The organism is Halomonas shengliensis (genome assembly GCF_900104135.1).
Lineage (GTDB): Bacteria > Pseudomonadota > Gammaproteobacteria > Pseudomonadales > Halomonadaceae > Halomonas > Halomonas shengliensis.
Genome location: NZ_FNIV01000004.1, coordinates 50,915 through 65,941, shown reverse-complemented (window position 1 = coordinate 65,941; position 15,027 = coordinate 50,915). Strand labels below are relative to the sequence as shown.

The 15,027-nt window shown below is 70.3% G+C and carries 19 protein-coding genes; 2 read left to right on the top strand and 17 right to left on the bottom strand.

What is annotated here, in order from left to right:
* Nucleotides 1–32 precede the first annotated feature (32 nt).
* Nucleotides 33–452, top strand: coding sequence for an OsmC family protein (locus tag BLP95_RS07235; RefSeq protein WP_023006681.1), 420 nt, complete (start codon nucleotides 33–35; stop codon nucleotides 450–452).
* Nucleotides 453–576: 124 nt separating this feature from the next.
* On the opposite strand, the gene BLP95_RS07230 is transcribed toward BLP95_RS07235, so the two are convergent.
* From BLP95_RS07230 to phaR, 5 genes are all read right to left on the bottom strand, one after another.
* Nucleotides 577–918, bottom strand: coding sequence for a histidine triad nucleotide-binding protein (locus tag BLP95_RS07230; RefSeq protein ID WP_089677762.1), 342 nt, complete (start codon nucleotides 916–918; stop codon nucleotides 577–579).
* Nucleotides 919–947: 29 nt separating this feature from the next.
* Complete coding sequence (locus BLP95_RS07225) at nucleotides 948–1,820, bottom strand: phosphoribulokinase (RefSeq protein ID WP_089677760.1); 873 nt, start codon at nucleotides 1,818–1,820, stop codon at nucleotides 948–950.
* Nucleotides 1,820–2,260: an acyl-CoA thioesterase gene (locus BLP95_RS07220; RefSeq protein ID WP_089677759.1), complete on the bottom strand. Its 441-nt coding sequence runs from the start codon at nucleotides 2,258–2,260 to the stop codon at nucleotides 1,820–1,822. Before BLP95_RS07220 ends, BLP95_RS07225 begins: the two co-directional genes overlap by 1 nt.
* A gap of 44 nt (nucleotides 2,261–2,304) precedes the next feature.
* Nucleotides 2,305–3,609: a phosphoribosylamine--glycine ligase gene (gene purD, locus BLP95_RS07215; protein WP_089677756.1), complete on the bottom strand. Its 1,305-nt coding sequence runs from the start codon at nucleotides 3,607–3,609 to the stop codon at nucleotides 2,305–2,307.
* A gap of 93 nt (nucleotides 3,610–3,702) precedes the next feature.
* Nucleotides 3,703–4,182: a polyhydroxyalkanoate synthesis repressor PhaR gene (gene phaR / locus BLP95_RS07210; RefSeq protein WP_089677754.1), complete on the bottom strand. Its 480-nt coding sequence runs from the start codon at nucleotides 4,180–4,182 to the stop codon at nucleotides 3,703–3,705.
* Nucleotides 4,183–4,297: 115 nt separating this feature from the next.
* Here phaR and BLP95_RS07205 point away from each other — a divergent pair, with 115 nt between their 5' ends.
* Nucleotides 4,298–5,011, top strand: a complete 714-nt coding sequence (locus BLP95_RS07205; protein WP_089677752.1) for a 16S rRNA (uracil(1498)-N(3))-methyltransferase — start codon at nucleotides 4,298–4,300, stop codon at nucleotides 5,009–5,011.
* Nucleotides 5,012–5,052: 41 nt separating this feature from the next.
* Here the strand turns inward: BLP95_RS07205 and rloA3 are convergent, their stop codons facing one another.
* The 12 genes from rloA3 to BLP95_RS07145 all read right to left on the bottom strand — a co-directional run bounded on the left by rloA3 (nucleotide 5,053) and on the right by BLP95_RS07145 (nucleotide 14,901).
* Nucleotides 5,053–5,610, bottom strand: coding sequence for a retropepsin-like aspartic peptidase RloA3 (gene rloA3, locus BLP95_RS07200; RefSeq protein ID WP_089677751.1), 558 nt, complete (start codon nucleotides 5,608–5,610; stop codon nucleotides 5,053–5,055).
* 19 nt (nucleotides 5,611–5,629) lie between these two features.
* Nucleotides 5,630–6,898, bottom strand: a complete 1,269-nt coding sequence (locus tag BLP95_RS07195; protein WP_089678245.1) for a lytic murein transglycosylase — start codon at nucleotides 6,896–6,898, stop codon at nucleotides 5,630–5,632.
* A gap of 80 nt (nucleotides 6,899–6,978) precedes the next feature.
* Complete coding sequence (locus tag BLP95_RS07190) at nucleotides 6,979–7,458, bottom strand: DUF3429 domain-containing protein (RefSeq protein WP_089677749.1); 480 nt, start codon at nucleotides 7,456–7,458, stop codon at nucleotides 6,979–6,981.
* A 9-nt stretch (nucleotides 7,459–7,467) separates the two neighbouring features.
* Entirely contained in the window at nucleotides 7,468–8,829 is a 1,362-nt protein-coding gene (locus BLP95_RS07185; protein WP_089677747.1) for a DASH family cryptochrome, read from the bottom strand.
* Entirely contained in the window at nucleotides 8,826–8,978 is a 153-nt protein-coding gene (locus BLP95_RS07180; RefSeq protein WP_089677744.1) for a DUF2256 domain-containing protein, read from the bottom strand. Before BLP95_RS07180 ends, BLP95_RS07185 begins: the two co-directional genes overlap by 4 nt.
* Nucleotides 8,979–9,107: 129 nt before the next feature.
* Nucleotides 9,108–9,506 (bottom strand): monovalent cation/H(+) antiporter subunit G, encoded by a 399-nt coding sequence (gene mnhG, locus BLP95_RS07175; RefSeq protein WP_089677742.1) that lies wholly within the window; start codon nucleotides 9,504–9,506, stop codon nucleotides 9,108–9,110.
* On the bottom strand, nucleotides 9,499–9,768 hold the full coding sequence (locus tag BLP95_RS07170) for a monovalent cation/H+ antiporter complex subunit F (RefSeq protein ID WP_023006670.1): 270 nt from the start codon (nucleotides 9,766–9,768) through the stop codon (nucleotides 9,499–9,501). The genes mnhG and BLP95_RS07170 overlap by 8 nt, the downstream gene beginning before the upstream one ends.
* 31 nt (nucleotides 9,769–9,799) lie before the next feature.
* Complete coding sequence (locus BLP95_RS07165; RefSeq protein WP_089677740.1) at nucleotides 9,800–10,273, bottom strand: Na+/H+ antiporter subunit E; 474 nt, start codon at nucleotides 10,271–10,273, stop codon at nucleotides 9,800–9,802.
* Nucleotides 10,270–11,787: a Na+/H+ antiporter subunit D gene (locus tag BLP95_RS07160; protein ID WP_089677738.1), complete on the bottom strand. Its 1,518-nt coding sequence runs from the start codon at nucleotides 11,785–11,787 to the stop codon at nucleotides 10,270–10,272. The genes BLP95_RS07165 and BLP95_RS07160 overlap by 4 nt, the downstream gene beginning before the upstream one ends.
* The gene (locus BLP95_RS07155) at nucleotides 11,784–12,131 is read right to left on the bottom strand and encodes a Na+/H+ antiporter subunit C (RefSeq protein WP_089677736.1); all 348 of its coding nucleotides are present in this window, start codon (nucleotides 12,129–12,131) and stop codon (nucleotides 11,784–11,786) included. The genes BLP95_RS07160 and BLP95_RS07155 overlap by 4 nt, the downstream gene beginning before the upstream one ends.
* A 9-nt stretch (nucleotides 12,132–12,140) precedes the next feature.
* Nucleotides 12,141–12,578, bottom strand: a complete 438-nt coding sequence (locus tag BLP95_RS07150; protein WP_089677734.1) for a Na+/H+ antiporter subunit B — start codon at nucleotides 12,576–12,578, stop codon at nucleotides 12,141–12,143.
* Nucleotides 12,571–14,901 (bottom strand): putative monovalent cation/H+ antiporter subunit A, encoded by a 2,331-nt coding sequence (locus BLP95_RS07145; RefSeq protein ID WP_089677732.1) that lies wholly within the window; start codon nucleotides 14,899–14,901, stop codon nucleotides 12,571–12,573. The genes BLP95_RS07150 and BLP95_RS07145 overlap by 8 nt, the downstream gene beginning before the upstream one ends.
* Between the last annotated feature and the right edge of the window lie 126 nt (nucleotides 14,902–15,027).

Sequence of the window (15,027 nt, the reverse complement as noted above, 5' to 3'; positions counted from 1 at the left end):
CATATCCAGCGAACGACAAGGACTCTCGAGACATGAAAGCCACCGTGAAATGGACCGACGGCCGTCAGTTCGTCGCCGAATCGGGAAGCGGCCACAGCGTGGTCATCGACGGGCCGCCCGACCACGGCGGCCGCAACACCGGCCCGCGCCCCATGGAGCTGCTGCTGATGGGCATGGGCGGCTGCACCTCCTTCGATATCCTCAATATCCTGGAGAAGGCCCGGGCCGAGGTCAGCGACTGCGTGGCGAGCATCGAGGCCGAGCGCGCCGATGCCACCCCCAGCGTGTTCACCAGGATCCATGTCCACTTCACCGTCACCGGCAAGGGACTCAAGGAGAAGCAGGTGGCGCGCGCCGTGGAGCTCTCCGCCGAGAAGTACTGCAGCGCCTCCATCATGCTGGTCAAGGGCGGGGTCGAGGTGACTCACTCCTACACCATCGTGGAGGCGTAGCGCGTCGCGGTATCAAGGCACGACGGCGCCACCCGGGAGGGTGGCGCCGTCGTCTTGTCGGTAGGCGGGATGCACCCGATGCGCCGAACACCGTCGATCGCGCGGTTGCCCGCAGGAATGCCGACTACCCAGCCGGCCAGGTAAAGCGTCGGCCGCCCATCAGGTGCATGTGGATATGATAGACGGTCTGCCCGCCCTGGTCATTGCAGTTCATCACCACCCGATAGCCCTCCTCGGCGAAGCCCCGCTCCCTGGCCAGGCGTGCGGCGGTGAGCTGCAGCCGTCCCACCAGCGCCGCATCCCCCTCCTCGAGGTCGTTGAGGGTGGCGATATGCTGGCGGGGGATGATGAGAAGGTGGGTGGGTGCCTGGGGGTTGATGTCCTCGAAGGCCACCACCTGGTCATCCTCATGGACGATCTCGGCGGGGATCTCGCGATTGATGATCTTGCAGAACAGGCACTCCATCTCGGGCCTCCTTGTGGGCAGGGTCGCGGTCAACGGAAGCGCCGCTGGGCCAGCAGGTGGCGCACCAGCGGTCCCAGGATCAGCTCCATGGCCAGCGACACCCGGGCGCCGGGCACCACCAGGGTATGGGGACGGCTCATGAAGGCATCCTGGATCATCGCCAGCAGGTAGGGGAAGTCCACCGTGGCCGGGTCACGGAAGCGGATCACCGCGAAGGACTCGGCGTCGGTGGGGATGTCCTGCACCTCGAAGGGGTTGGAGGTGTCCACCGTGGGTACCCGCTGGAAGTTGATATGGGTGCGCGAGAACTGTGGCTGGATATAGCGCACATAGTCACCCATGCGCCCCAGGATGGTGTCGATCACCGCCTCCTGGGAGTAGCCGCGCAGCTTGGTGTCACGATCGATCTTCTGGATCCACTCCAGGTTCATGGTGGGCGCCACCCCCACCAGCAGGTCGACGTGACGGGCGATGTCGTGCTCCGGCGTGACCAGGCCGCCGTGGAGCCCCTCGTAGAACAGCAGGTCGGTGCCGTAGGGCAGCGGCTGCCACTCGGTGAAGGTGCCGACCCGGTAGCCGGCCTCGATCATCTGCTTGTCCTCGGCATGGATGTAGTGGCGATAGGTGCCGCTGCCACCCTCGCCGTATTCATGGAACAGCGTCTCCAGCTCCTCGAGCAGGTTGGCCTCCACCGCGAAGTGGGAGAGCTCGTCCTTGCGCTCCGGCTCCTCGCGGAAGATCCGCCCGAGCTCCTCGCGGGTGTAGCGATGGAAGGCGTCGCCGTCGACGAAGGCGGCGTGCACATCCTCGCGGGCGAACATGCGCTCGAAGGTACGCTTCACCGTGGTGGTGCCGGCCCCGGAGGAGCCGGTCACGGCGATGATCGGATACTCACGGGACATCAGGCCCCTCCCGCCACGGCGAGGGCCGCCTTCACCGCCTCGGGCACCGCCACCGGCCGGCCGCTGGCGGGGTTCACCAGCAGCAGGTTGAGGCGCGCCGTGGCCACCGGGCGGCCGCCCTCGGCATGGACCACCCGCTGGAAGACGGTCAGCGCCTTGCCTTGCGGGGCGGGGATCGCCGTCTCCACCACCAGGGCATCGGGCCAGCGCGCCTCGGACTGGTACTGCACCGCGAGATCCGCCACCACGCTGGGATAGCCGCCCAGGTCCCACTCGCTGAGCCCCAGCGCGGCCAGGGCCTGGATGCGTGCCTCGTGAAGCAGCGACACCAGGGCATCGTGGCCCAGGTGGCGGCCGTAGTTCATGTCGGTGACGCGCACCGTCAGCGGCTGGCGGTGGACGATGGCCGCCTCGGGAAACTCGAGCCTGACGCGCTCCATGCTCGCCTCCTTGTGGGTCTTGTTATGGTGAGCCGTGGCCTGGCTCAGCGCTCGCCGCGCTCCCGGGCGATCGCCCGGTGGGCGATGTCACGGCGGCAGAAGGAGCCCTCCCAGCGGATGGCGTCGACGCCGCGGTAGGCGTTGGCGGCGGCGGCCGCCACCCCCTCGCCCAGGGCGGTGACGCAGAGCACCCGCCCGCCGGCGGTCACCAGCTGGGGCTCTTGCTCCCCCCCCTGCTCGGCGGTGCCGGCGTGGAACACCTTGCAGCCGGTGGCCTCGGCGGCCTCGATGCCCTCGATGGCATCGCCCTTGCGGTAGCTGCCCGGGTAGCCGCCGGCCGCCAGCACCACGCCCACCGCGGCGCGGGTGTCCCACTCGCAGGTGTGGCCGGCGAGCTCACCCCGCGCCCCGGCCAGGCAGAGCTCGGCGAGGTCGGAATTCAGCCGCAGCATGATCGGCTGGGTCTCGGGGTCGCCGAAGCGGCAGTTGTACTCGATCACCTTGGGGTTGCCCGCGGCGTCGATCATCAGCCCGGCGTAGAGGAAGCCGGTGTAGGGGTAGCCCTCGGCGGCCATGCCTTCCACCGTGGGCCGGATCACCCGCGCCATGATGCGCTCGTGCACCTCGTCGGTGACCACCGGCGCCGGCGAGTAGGCCCCCATGCCGCCGGTGTTGGGACCGCTGTCGCCCTCCCCGACCCGCTTGTGGTCCTGGCTGGTGGCCATGGGCAGCACCGTCTCGCCATCCACCATGACGATGAAGCTCGCCTCCTCGCCATCGAGGAACTCCTCGATCACCACCCGCGCTCCGGCATCGCCGAAGGCGTTGGCCTCGAGCATGTCGCGCACCGCGGCCTCGGCCTCGGCGAGGGTCATGGCGACGATCACGCCCTTGCCGGCGGCCAGGCCGTCGGCCTTGATCACGATGGGGGCACCCTGCTCGCGCAGGTAATCGAGGGCCGGGGCCACGGCGGTGAAGGTGCGGTACTCGGCGGTAGGGATGGCGTGACGGGCCAGGAAGTCCTTGGTGAAGGCCTTGGAGCCCTCGAGCTGGGCGGCGCCGGCGGTGGGCCCGAAGATCGTCAGGCCGGCCTCGCGGAAACGGTCCACCACGCCGAGCACCAGCGGCGCCTCGGGACCGACGATGGTGAGGTCGACGGCCGCCTCGCGGGCGAAGGCCACCAGCCCCTCGAGGTCGTCGGCGGCGATGTCGACGTTGGTCAGGCCCGGCTCCCGCGCGGTGCCGGCATTGCCCGGCGCCACATAGGTGAGCGTCACCGCGGGTGACTGGGCGACCTTCCAGGCCAGGGCGTGTTCGCGGCCACCGCCGCCGATGATCAGCACCTTCATCCTATCCACCTTCATGCTGCTGGCCGCCGGGGCGGCGTTTCGAATCGAGGCGGCATTATGTCAGAAAGCCGGGGCGGATGCGTGACGGCCGGCTCAGCCCTTGCCGTCGCCCTCCTTGTCCTTGCTGCCCTCCTGGCTGCCGGCGCCGGTGGCCTGGCCGATGGTCTGCTGCCAGAACTTCATGTTCTCCTCGGCGAGCTCGCGCATCAACTCCATGGGCGAGTGGCGCATGGCCTGCTGCCACTGGTCCTGCATGCGCTGCTGCTGCTCCATCATCAGTCGGGTGCCCTGCTCCAGGTAGCGTGCCAGGGGCAGCGGCTGGGCCATGTCATAGACGCGGATGAACTGGGCCAGCAGGTCGTTGGAGAAGACCTCGGCGTCGCCGTCGGCCTGCTCCTGCTCGATGATGATGGAGAGCAGGATGGTGCGGGTCAGGTCCTCGCCGCTCTTGGCATCCTCGACGCGGAAGGGCTCGCTGTCGAGCACCAGCTGGCGCAGGTCCTCGAGGGTCACATAGCGGCTCTGTTGGGTATCATAGAGCCTGCGGTTGGCATACTTGCGAATCACGCGCACGGCGCTGCTCCTCATTCGGCATGGGGGACGACTGCCCCTGTGGGACCATTGTGCACCGCGACACCGGCCATGCAAGGCATAGCCCCCTTTCGATTACCAACGCGGCGAGTCTCCGATGAACCTGATCCTGCTAGCCCCCGACGATATCGCGCATCAGGGCCTTGCCCGGGTGACCGACCCGCGTCGCCTGCGCCACCTGCGCGAGGTGCACCGCGCCGCCCCGGGGGACCGCCTGACCGTCGGCGTGGTGGACGGCGCCATCGGCCGGGGGGAGCTGCTCTCCCTCGACGCGCAGGCGGCCACCTTCGCCCTGGAGGGGCTCGACCAGGCGCCGCCGCCGGCGCTGCCGGTGCACCTGGTGCTGGCGCTGCCACGCCCGCGCATGCTGGCGCGCACCCTGGAGCACGTCACCGCCCTGGGGGTGAAGCGCATCACCCTGCTGCACACCCGACGGGTGGAGAAGAGCTACTGGATGTCGCCGGAGCTCGAGGCGGAGAAGATCCGCCAGCACCTGGTGCTGGGCCTGGAGCAGGCCCGCGACACCCAGCTGCCGGAGGTCACCCTGGCGCGGGGCTTTCGCCCCTTCGTGGAGGACACCCTGCCCGGGCTGCTCGAGGGTCGGCGGGGCCTGCTGGCCCACCCAGGCATGCCCGCGACCTGCCCGCGGGGGCTCGACGAGCCGACGCTGCTGCTGGTGGGCCCCGAGGGGGGCTTCATCCCCTGGGAGGTGGAGCGGCTGCTCGCGGCGGGGTGCGAGGGCATCCACCTGGGGCCACGCATCCTGCGGGTGGAGACGGCGGTCACCGCTCTGCTGGCGCGGCTCTTCTAGGCCGGCTCTGCGCCGGTACTCACCGGGAGTCAGGCCGTGGGTCAGGGCTCCTCGACGACCTCCTCCTCTTCCGGGTCGTGCTCCACCAGCGGCGAGTCGTCGTCGCAGCGCGGCTCGCTGAGGAAGGTCTCACGCACGTCGAGCAGGCCCAGGTGACCGATGGTGCGCCGGCCGAGCAACAGCGGGTAGTTCATGTCGCCGCGGTCGCGCAGGCTGAACTGCTCCTCATAGATGGTATCGCCGAGGCACACCTTCATCAGCACCACCGGGCGACGGTCGGTGCCGCCGGCACCGCGCAGCCTGAGGCTGCGGTAGAGCGGCAGCTCCAGGCGCTCGCTGAACACCTCGCCGCTCTCCTCGTCCTCCAGCTTGAGGCGGAAGCGCACCCAGCGGTCGCCGTCGCGCTCGAAGCGCTCGATGTCACGGGCGTCCAGCGACGAGGTCAGCGCGCCGCTGTCCAGCTTGGCCTTCACCTCCACGCCCCAGGGCTCGACGAGGGCCTTCTCCACCCAACCGAATACCTTCTCCTCGGCCAGGGCCGGCGCGGCGCCGGCCAGCAGGGCGGCCGCCAGGGCCCAGGCCTTGCATCGCATCGTCATCCTCGTCTCCTTGATGAAGTCATCGGGTCAGGCGCTCCAGCAGCCGACGGGTGGCGAAGCCGTCCGGCACCTCGCCGATCGCTGCCTGGTACTCGCGCAGGCCACGCCGGGTATTGGGCCCCAGGATGCCGTCCGGGGTGCCCACCTCGAAGCCGCGGGCGTTGAGCTCGCGCTGCATCTCGCGCACCTGGGTGCGCGCCAGGGGCTGCTCGTCGCGGGGCCAGCCCCCGACGATGCCCTCGCGGCCGGCGATCTCGTCGGCCAGGCTGCCCACCGCCAGGGCGTAGCTGGTGGCGTTGTTGTAGCGCAGGATGGCGCGGAAGTTGGGACCCACCAGGAAGGCGGGGCCGGCCGCCCCGGCCGGGGTGATTACCGCGGCGGCATCGAAGGCCGGCAGGGTGCCGCCGCCCACGGGGCGCACCCCCAGCGCGGCCCACTCCCGGGCGGGGCGGCGGTGGGAGAGCTCGGTCTGGGCGTAGTCGAACCCCTCGGGCAGCGTCACCTCGACGCCCCAGGGTTGCCCCTCCTGCCAGCCGGCCCGCGCCAGGTAGTTGGCGGTGGAGGCCATGACGTCGGGGATGCTGCCCCAGATGTCGCGTCGGCCATCGCCGTCGCCATCCACGGCGTAGGCCGCGAAGCTCGAGGGGATGAACTGGGTATGGCCCATGGCGCCGGCCCAGGAGCCCAGCATGCGCTCGGGGGCGATGTCGCCGGCCTCGATGATGCGCAGGGCGGCGAGCAGCTCGCCGCGGGCGAAGTCGCGGCGACGGCCGTCGTAGGCCAGGGTGGCCAGCGCCTCGAGGGTGGAGAAGTCGCCGAAGTTGCCGCCATAGTTGCTCTCGATGCCCCAGATGGCGACGATCACCTCCGCCGGCACCCCGTAGCGCGCCTCCATGCGCCGCGCCGTGTCACGGTGTTCGGCCAGGCGCTGGCGACCGGAGGTGACCCGCCGGGCGGAGACGGCACTGTCGAGGTACTGCCAGATGGGACGCACGAACTCGGGCTGGGAGCGGTCGAGCTCGATCACCCGGGGGCGATAGCGCAGCGAGGCCAGGGCCCGCTCCAGGGTCGCCGCCGAGATGCCCTCGGCGCGGGCCTCGCGGCGAAAGCGTGACAGCCAGGCGTCGAAGCTCTCGCCGGCGGCCGGCCTCTCGTCGGCGACGGCGTTAGCCTCGGTGGCGGCCTCGGCGGGTGCCGAGACGGCGTCATCGGCGGCCTGCGCCTCGCGGGCCGGGCCGCTCTGGCAGCCGGCCAGCAGGGCGAGGGCCAGGCAGCAGGTCAGGGTCATCCGTTGCATGGGGGCTCTCCTTGGCGAAACGGGCAACGAGTCGCGATCATCGCGCAGTTGGCGCCCCGCGACCAGCCCCGTCAGGCACCGGCGAGCCGCCAGATCACCGCGCCATGGCAGGCCAGCACCACCGTGGTCAGCAGGTGGCGCAACGACTGGAACCAGCTCGGCAGCAGCTCGCGGCTGTCGCGCCCCAGCTCGTGCAGGCGCACCACCACGAAGCCCAGTGCCAGCACCCAGGCCCCGGTCGCCGGATGCAGCAACAATGACGGCCAGGCGATCAGACTGGGGGCCATGCTGAGCACCAGCCGGGCCCGGAAACCGGGACCACCGGCGGCCTCCAGCGACATCGCCACCCCCCACTGGATGCCGCCCAGGAAGGAGAGGATCACCGCGGCGTAGGCGAGGAAGGCATTGATGGCGACCACCTGCCAGGCCACCGGCGCCAGCCAGGCGGCCGCGGCGCACGCCACGAACGGGATCAGCCCGGCCAGCCCCAGCAGCAGCGGCAGGCGCGAGGTACGCCCGTGGGCGTCGGTGGCGAGACCGGGAAGCGGCATGGGACCTCCTCAGGCGTCGGTGGCGGGGAGCCCGCCGAGGGGCGGCGGGAAGCGCTCGGGGGCCTGGCGCCAGGGGCGGTGACGACCTTCGCAGGGGAGCTCGGCCAGCGCCGGCTGCCAGCGGGCCAGGTACTCACCCTCGGGGTCGTAATGCTCGGCCTGCCACAAGGTGTCGAAACGCTGGCCGCGGGTGTCGCGCCCGACCCCGGCCACATAGCGCCAGTTGCCCCAGTTGCTGGCCGCATCGTAATCCACCAGGCAGTGCTCGAACCAGGCCGCGCCGAGACGCCAGTCGCCGCCCAGCGCATGGACGAGGTAGCTCGCCACGTTCTGCCGCGCACGGTTGGAGAGCCAGCCGGTGGCGGCGAGCTCGCCCATGGCGGCATCCACCAGCGGCATCCCGGTACGCCCCTCTCGCCAGGCCGCGAAGGCCGCGTCCCCGTCGGGCAGCGGCCGGCGACCGAACAGCGCCGCCCCCTCCTGGCGCGCCGCCCAGTGGAAGTAGTCGCGCCACAGCAGCTCGAAGGTCACCCAGTAGCTGGAGTCGCTGGCGCCATGCGCGGCCTCCCAGGCGCGGACGGCATCATGGACCTGGCGCGCCGAGAGGCAGCCGTGGGCCAGCCAGGGCGAAAGACGGGTGGAGAAGTCCGAACCCATCAGGGCGTTGCGCGTGCGCTTATAGTGGCCGGGCCCGCCCCGCGCCAGGAAGTGCTCCAGCCGCTCCTGCCCCGCCGCCTCGCCACCGGCGAAGCGGAACTCGCCGCGATCATCCGGCGACCAGTCGGCGGCCTCGCCGCACACCCGGGCAAGCGGCGGCAGCCCACGGGAGGCGCCCTCCGGCCAGGGCGGCAGGGTCACCGGGGCGGGCATGGCGGCAGGTACCGCCCAGTCGCGCTCGGCGCGGCGCCGGAAGGCGGAGAAGCTCGGCGGCATCCCCTCGATCGGGGTGGGCAGGTGCGCCTCGTCCAGCAGCATGCCGCCGTCCGGGTGCCACAGGCTCACGCCCCTTCCCAGCCGTTCGGCCAGGCGGGCCACGCCGCGGCTCTCCTCCCAGCCGGCGTCGCGGCGCACCCGTACCTCGTCGATGGCGTGACGCTCGACCAGTTCGGCGACCTCCGCCACCGGGTCCCCCACCCGCACCAGCAGGTCGCTGCCGCGGCTGAGCAGCTCACCGCGCAGGGCGATCAGGCTCTCCCACAGGAAGCGCAGACGCGCCGGACCGATGCGGGGCCGACTCGCGGGCTCCGGCTCGAGCCAGCGGCGATCCAGCACATGGACGCAGAGCATGGCCTCGGGCGGCGACTCGAAGCGCAGCAGGGGGTTGTCGGCCAGGCGCAGGTCGGCGCGCAGCCACACCAGCACGCGGCTCACGACGCCGCTCCGCCGCGGCGGGCCTCGCGACGGCAGCGCTCGCTGCAGAAGCGCACCTCCTCCCAGCAGCGCGCCCACTTGCGCCGCCAGGCGAAGGGCCGAGCACAGTGCCGGCAGGGCTTCTGCGGCAGGTGGGGCTTGCGGTGCATGGCGATGCCTCGGCAATCATTAACACAATACAAATATTAGTACAGCTTCTGTACAAATAAAACCAACCACCTGCCCGCAACGCAGGAGGCCGCCCGCGGGCGGCCTCATGGCGCTGGCAAGGCGCGTGATCAGGGGGCGTCGGACTCGTCGGGGCGAGGCTTGCCCTGATCCTCGCGGCCGCTCTTGAGCTCGTGGGTGAGGGGGTCGTAGTTGGGCTTGAGCTCGTCCTTGAGCGTGCCCTCCCACAGCCGCGAGCCGACGAAGTAGCCGGCACGGCCGATCACATGGGCGGCCACCGGGGCGGTCATCAGGATGAACAGGATCACCCCCAGGGCGCGGGCCACCACCGCCACCTGGGCGAAGTGGAGGGCCACCGCCAGCATGATCAGGGTGGCGCCCAGGGTGGCCGCCTTGGTGGTGGCGTGCATGCGGGTGAGCAGGTCGGGCAGGCGCACCACCCCCAGCGCCGCCAGCAGCATGAACACGGCCCCGACCAGGATCAGCAGCTCGGTGAGCAATTCAGTCATCGCGCGGCCCTCCCCGCTCCAGGAAGCGCGCGAAGCCGATCGCGGCCATGAAGGCCATCAGCGCCATGACGATGGCCACGTCGAGCAGGCTGGCGACGTCGGTGGCGATGGCCACCACTCCGATGATGCCCACCAGGATCGACGAGAAGAGCTCCAGGGCCACCACCCGGTCGGGCAGGCTGGGGCCCCGGAACAGGCGCACGAAGGCCAGGCACAGGGCGAGCGCCATCAGCGCCAGGCTCAGCAGGATGATGGGCGACATGGACACCCTCCTCTCGGGCTCGACAGGGGAATCAATGGAACAGCTCCAGGGCGCGGCGCTCCAGCTCCGCCAGGTCGCGCCGCAGCGCCTCCTCGTCGTCCAGGAACATGGCGTGGATATAGAGCACCCGGCGGTCGTCGGAGACATCCAGGCTCAGGGTTCCCGGGGTCAGCGAGATGAGGTTGGCGACCAGGGCGATCTCGAACTCGCTGCGGGCCTGGAGCGGCATGGCGATCACCCCGGGCTTCATGTACCAGGGCGGGGTGACGATATCGAAGGCCACCTTGAGGTTGGCCATCACCAGCTCCTTGAGGAAGAAGCCGATGAAGGCCAGCAGCCGCGGCAAGCGCTGGGCATAGCCGGAAAGCGCCGGCACCTGGGGCTGGATCAACGCCAGCACCAAGTAGCCGAAGACCAGGCCGGCGAGCAGGTTGAGGCCGCTGAAGTCGCCGGTGAGCACCACCCAGGCGCCCCCCAGCAGCAGGTTCCAGGCCGCACCGATCATGGCGTTCCCTCCCCCTGGGCGCCCAGCACCGCCCGGATGTAGCCCTCGGGGTCCAGCAGCTGGGCCGCCGAGGCCTCGGCCAGGGCGTGGATCGGCGCCGGGTAGAGGCCGATGAACAGGGTACACAGCGCCAGCCCCGCCACCGGCGCCACCATCAGCCACAGCTCGCGCTGGCGCACCTCGGGGTAGGGGTCGACATCCCCCTCCGGCGGCACCGACTTCCAGAACACCTCGGCCCAGATCTTGATCATCGAGTAGAGGGTCAGCAGTCCCACCAGCAGGGCGATGGCGGTGACCCCGTAGGCCTCGGCCTCGATGCCGGCGCGGATCACGATGAACTTGGCCAGGAACCCCGAGAGAGGCGGGATGCCGGCCAGCGACAGCGCCGGAATCAGGAACAGCACGGCGAGCCACGGATGGCTGCGATAGAAGCCGCCCAGACGCTTGAGCTGGTAGCTGCCACGCAGCCGATGGACGATCCCGCTGACCAGGAAGAGGTTCGTCTTCACGATGATGTGGTGCATGATGTAGAAGACCCCGCCGATGATCGCCAGCGGCGTGAACAGCGCCAGCCCCAGGATCATGTAGCCGATCTGGCTGACGATATGGAACGACAGGATACGGCGGAACTCGAACTGGGCCGCCGCGCCCAGCACCCCGGTGAGCATGGTCAGTCCCGCCCCCCACAGCAGGATCTCGTGGGTATAGCCGGGGCTGTGGTGGAAGATCAGCGTGAACACCCGGAACAGCGCATAGACCCCGACCTTGGTCAGCAGCCCCGCGAACAGTGCCGACACCGCCACCGGCGGGGTGTGGTAGGAGGCCGGCAGCCAGAAGAACAGCGGGAAGGCCGCCGCCTTGATGCCGAAGGCAACCATGAACATCATCGCCAGGGCGTCGACCATGCCCTGCTCCTCCACCTCGGCCAGGCGCCGGGCGATATCGGCCATGTTGAGGGTGCCCACCATGCCGTAGAGCAGCCCCACGGCGATCAGGAAGATCACCGAAGAGAGCAGGTTCAGAGTCACGTACTTGATCGCCCCCTCCATCTGCGGCTTCTCGCTGCCGAGGATCAGCAGCGCGAAGGAGGCCACCAGCATCACCTCGAACCACACGTAGAGGTTGAAGATGTCGCCGGTGAGGAAGGCGCCGGCCACCCCGGCCAGCAGCAGGTGCATCAGCGGGAAGTAGCCGTAGGCCTCGTGGCCGCGCCCGGCGGTGGCCAGCGAGTAGAGGGCCACCGCGAAGCCGATGATGCCAGTGAGCACCACCATGATGGCGCCCAGCAGGTCGGCCACCAGGCTGATGCCGAAGGGCGCCGTCCAGCCCCCCATGTGCATCACCAGGATGCCCTCGCGGTTCACCGAGGCGAGCAGCCAGACACTGGTCAGCAGCAGGGCCGCGGTGCCGCCCACGGCGACCAGCCGCTGCATCAGCCGCGAGCGCCAGAACACCAGCGACACGGCCCCCGACATCAGCGGGATCAGGATGGGCAGGGCGATCTCGGGGTTCACGTGTCGGTTTCCTTCATCCGGTCCAGGTCATCGGCGCGCACGATCTCCCAGGCACGCCGCACCAGCACCACGGCGAACGACAGCACCCCGAAGGCGATGACGATGGCGGTGAGCACCAGCGCCTGGGGCAGCGGGTCGGCCACCACTCCCTCGGGGGCGGTGAGCCCCTCCGGGACCAGCGGCGGCGCGCCTCGGGTCAGGCCGGCGGTGGCGAAGATCAGCAGGTTGGCGGCATTGGAGAGCAGCATCAGGCCGATCACCAGCTTGACGATGGAGCGGCGCAGCATCATGTAGATGGCGGCGGCAAACAGCGTGCCGATCGCCACGGCCAGCAAGGGTTCCATGACACCTCCTCAGCGTCTGGCGTCCTCTTCATGGTCGGTCTTGACCAGGGCGGTGATGGCGGTGAGCACCGAGCCCAGCACCACCAGGTAGACCCCGATATCGAAGATCAGCGGCGTCGAGGCCTTGAAGTCGATCACCGGGATGGTCCACCACTGGGCGGTGAAGAAGGGCTGGCCATGCCACCAGGCCGGCAGCGTGGAGGCCACCCCCAGCAGCAGGCCGACCCCCACCAGGTCCCGCGGCGAGACCTTTAGCATGGCGCCCAGGGCGCGCCGCCCGTAGGCGAACAGGTAGAGGGCGAAGCCCCCCGCGGCGACCAGCCCGGCGATGAAGCCGCCACCCGGCTCGTCGTGGCCGCGCAGCAGCAGAAACAGCGAGAACAGCAGCTGCAGCGGCAGCAGCAGCCGCGCCGCCACATTGAGGATCAAGGTGCCCGATCTAACCATCGTCGCTCCTCCGGGTGTTGGCGGCATCCCTGGCCTCGTACGCCTCGGCGTGGAAACGCAGCATCGCATAGACGCCGATGGCCGCCAGCGCCAGCACGAACATCTCGCCCAGGGTGTCCAGGGCGCGGAAGTCCACCAGGATGACGTTGACGATGTTGTGGCCGTGGCCCAGCGGCTGGCTGTTGGCGACCATGTAGTCGGAGATGCGCGGCAACCGCTCGCCGGAGAGCACGGCGAGCATCAGCAGCGTCACCAGCCCGCCGGAGAGCCCCGCCACCGCCAGGTCGCGCAGCCGCTCCGCCGGGGTGGAGAGGGTCGCGAAGCGCGGCAGCCGGAACAGCACCAGCACCAGCAGGATCACCGTGAGGGTCTCCACCAGCAGCTGGGTGATGGCCAGGTCCGGTGCGCTGAACAGCACGAAGGTCAGGGCGATGGAGAAGCCCATCACCCCCACCGCGGCCACCGCCGCCAGCCGCGAGCGCATCACGCAGGCGGCGACCGCCCCGGCCACCATCAGCCCCGCCACCATCGCCTCGTGGAGGTAGACGTCCAGCGCGAAGGAGAGGCTCGGCGTGTGGCGCACCAGCAGGGCGTGGCCCACCAGCCCCACCAGCACCAGCAGGGTCATCACCAGATAGTTACGGATGTAGCCGTTCTGCAGGAAGCGGGTCTGCCACTCGGCGAGGCGCACCATGCCGGCCATCAAGGCCTCGTAGCCCGCCTCCGGGCCGCGCGCCATCAGCGGCTCGAGGCGCGCCAGCTGGCCGCGCAGGCGATCCCAGCGGCGGGCCACCAGGCCCCCCAGCGCCAGGCTCGCCAAGGAGAGCAGCAGCGGCAGGTTGATGCCGTGCCACAGCGCCAGGTGCGTCTCGGCTTCGGGCACCCCGAGCCCCGCCAGGGTGGCGTCGACCAGCGGGTCGAGCAGCCCCGGCACCAGGCCGAAGAGCAGCGACAGCGTGGCCAGCAGGGCGGGACCGACGAGCATGCCGGCCGGGGCCTCATGGGGCACCCGGGGCGTCTCGCGCACCGGCCCGAAGAAGGGGCGCAGGGCGACGATGGCCGCCACCGCCAGGGTCAGGAAGGCGGCGACGAAGGCCAGCAGCAGGATCACCCCGCGGTAGTGGGACGCCCCCAGCACCGCCTCCAGCATCAGCTCCTTGCCGAGGAAGCCCAGCAGCGGCGGCAGCCCGGCCAGCGACAGCGCCGCCACCGCGGCGACCAGGGCGGTACGCGGCATCAGGTGGCGCAGCCCGCCCATGGCGGTGACGTCCTTGGTCCCGGCCTCGTGGTCGAGGATGCCCGCGACCATGAACAGCGCGCCCTTGTAGAGGGAGTGGGCGAGCAGGAAGACCACGAAGGCGGTCAGCGCGTACTCGCTGCCGATGCCCAGCAGCATCGTCAGGGTGCCCAGCGCCATCACCGTGGAGTAGGCCAGCAGCTTCTTGACGTTGGTGTGCTGGATCGCCAGGAAGGCACCGGTGGCCATGGTCAGCGCCCCCACCAGGGAGAGGGTGATCACCCAGGGCTCGGTGCCGCCCAGCGCGGGATGCAGCCGCGCCAGCAGGTAGACCCCGGCCTTGACCATGGTCGCCGAGTGCAGGTAGGCCGAGACCGGGGTCGGCGCGGCCATGGCGTTGGGCAGCCAGAAGTGGAAGGGGAACTGGGCCGACTTGGTGAAGGCGCCCAGCAGCACGCAGATCAGCAGCGGCGTGTAGAGGGCGTGGGCCTTGAGCGCCTCGCCCTGCGTGGTGAGCTCGGCCAGCGACCAGCTGTCGCCGGCCAGGGCCAGCATGGCGAAGCCGGCGAGCAGCGCCAGGCCACCGCCCACGGTGACAAAGAGCCCCTGCTGGGCCGACTTGCGGGCGGCAAGGTCGGTGTGGTTGAAGCCGATCAGCAGGTAGGAGGTGATGCTGGTCAGCTCCCAGAACACGAACAGGGCGACCAGGTTGTCGGCCAGCACCAGGCCCAGCATCGACATCATGAAGGCGGTGATCACCACCAGGAAGCGCGGCAGGTCGCGGTGGCCGTGCAGGTAGTCGCCGGCGTAGAGCAGCACCAGGGTGCCGATCACCGAGATCAGCATGGCGAAGAGCCACGCCAGACCGTCGATCAGGAAGGTCAGGGTGATATCGAGGCCCGGCACCCAGGCCCACTCGAGCCACAGGGTCTCGCCCGCGGCGATGACCGGCCACTGGGCCAGCAACCAGGCGGCGATGGCCGCCGGCAGCAGTGCCAGCACCCGTGCGGTGCGCGTCCCGAACCACTGGTGCAGCAGCGGCACCAGCGCCGCCACCACGAAACCTCCCAGCACGGCGAGTTGCATCGTGCGCCCTCCCGTCGGTCGACCGGATCACATTAGCCACACAAGGTGTTGAAACTCAAGGATAGGGCGAGAAAGAACGCTTTGCGTTAGGATGAACGGCATCGCCGTGGACGGGCCAGCGCCCCA

Coding starts and splice junctions, on each gene's coding strand:
- BLP95_RS07235 (WP_023006681.1), top strand. CDS start 33: ATGAAAGCCACCGTGAAATGGACCGACGGCCGTCAGTTCGTCGCCGAA.
- BLP95_RS07230 (WP_089677762.1), bottom strand. CDS start 918: ATGGAGTGCCTGTTCTGCAAGATCATCAATCGCGAGATCCCCGCCGAG.
- BLP95_RS07225 (WP_089677760.1), bottom strand. CDS start 1,820: ATGTCCCGTGAGTATCCGATCATCGCCGTGACCGGCTCCTCCGGGGCC.
- BLP95_RS07220 (WP_089677759.1), bottom strand. CDS start 2,260: ATGGAGCGCGTCAGGCTCGAGTTTCCCGAGGCGGCCATCGTCCACCGC.
- purD (WP_089677756.1), bottom strand. CDS start 3,609: ATGAAGGTGCTGATCATCGGCGGCGGTGGCCGCGAACACGCCCTGGCC.
- BLP95_RS07205 (WP_089677752.1), top strand. CDS start 4,298: ATGAACCTGATCCTGCTAGCCCCCGACGATATCGCGCATCAGGGCCTT.
- rloA3 (WP_089677751.1), bottom strand. CDS start 5,610: ATGACGATGCGATGCAAGGCCTGGGCCCTGGCGGCCGCCCTGCTGGCC.
- BLP95_RS07195 (WP_089678245.1), bottom strand. CDS start 6,898: ATGACCCTGACCTGCTGCCTGGCCCTCGCCCTGCTGGCCGGCTGCCAG.
- BLP95_RS07190 (WP_089677749.1), bottom strand. CDS start 7,458: ATGCCGCTTCCCGGTCTCGCCACCGACGCCCACGGGCGTACCTCGCGC.
- BLP95_RS07180 (WP_089677744.1), bottom strand. CDS start 8,978: ATGCACCGCAAGCCCCACCTGCCGCAGAAGCCCTGCCGGCACTGTGCT.
- mnhG (WP_089677742.1), bottom strand. CDS start 9,506: ATGACTGAATTGCTCACCGAGCTGCTGATCCTGGTCGGGGCCGTGTTC.
- BLP95_RS07170 (WP_023006670.1), bottom strand. CDS start 9,768: ATGTCGCCCATCATCCTGCTGAGCCTGGCGCTGATGGCGCTCGCCCTG.
- BLP95_RS07165 (WP_089677740.1), bottom strand. CDS start 10,273: ATGATCGGTGCGGCCTGGAACCTGCTGCTGGGGGGCGCCTGGGTGGTG.
- BLP95_RS07155 (WP_089677736.1), bottom strand. CDS start 12,131: ATGGAACCCTTGCTGGCCGTGGCGATCGGCACGCTGTTTGCCGCCGCC.
- BLP95_RS07150 (WP_089677734.1), bottom strand. CDS start 12,578: ATGGTTAGATCGGGCACCTTGATCCTCAATGTGGCGGCGCGGCTGCTG.
- BLP95_RS07145 (WP_089677732.1), bottom strand. CDS start 14,901: ATGCAACTCGCCGTGCTGGGAGGTTTCGTGGTGGCGGCGCTGGTGCCG.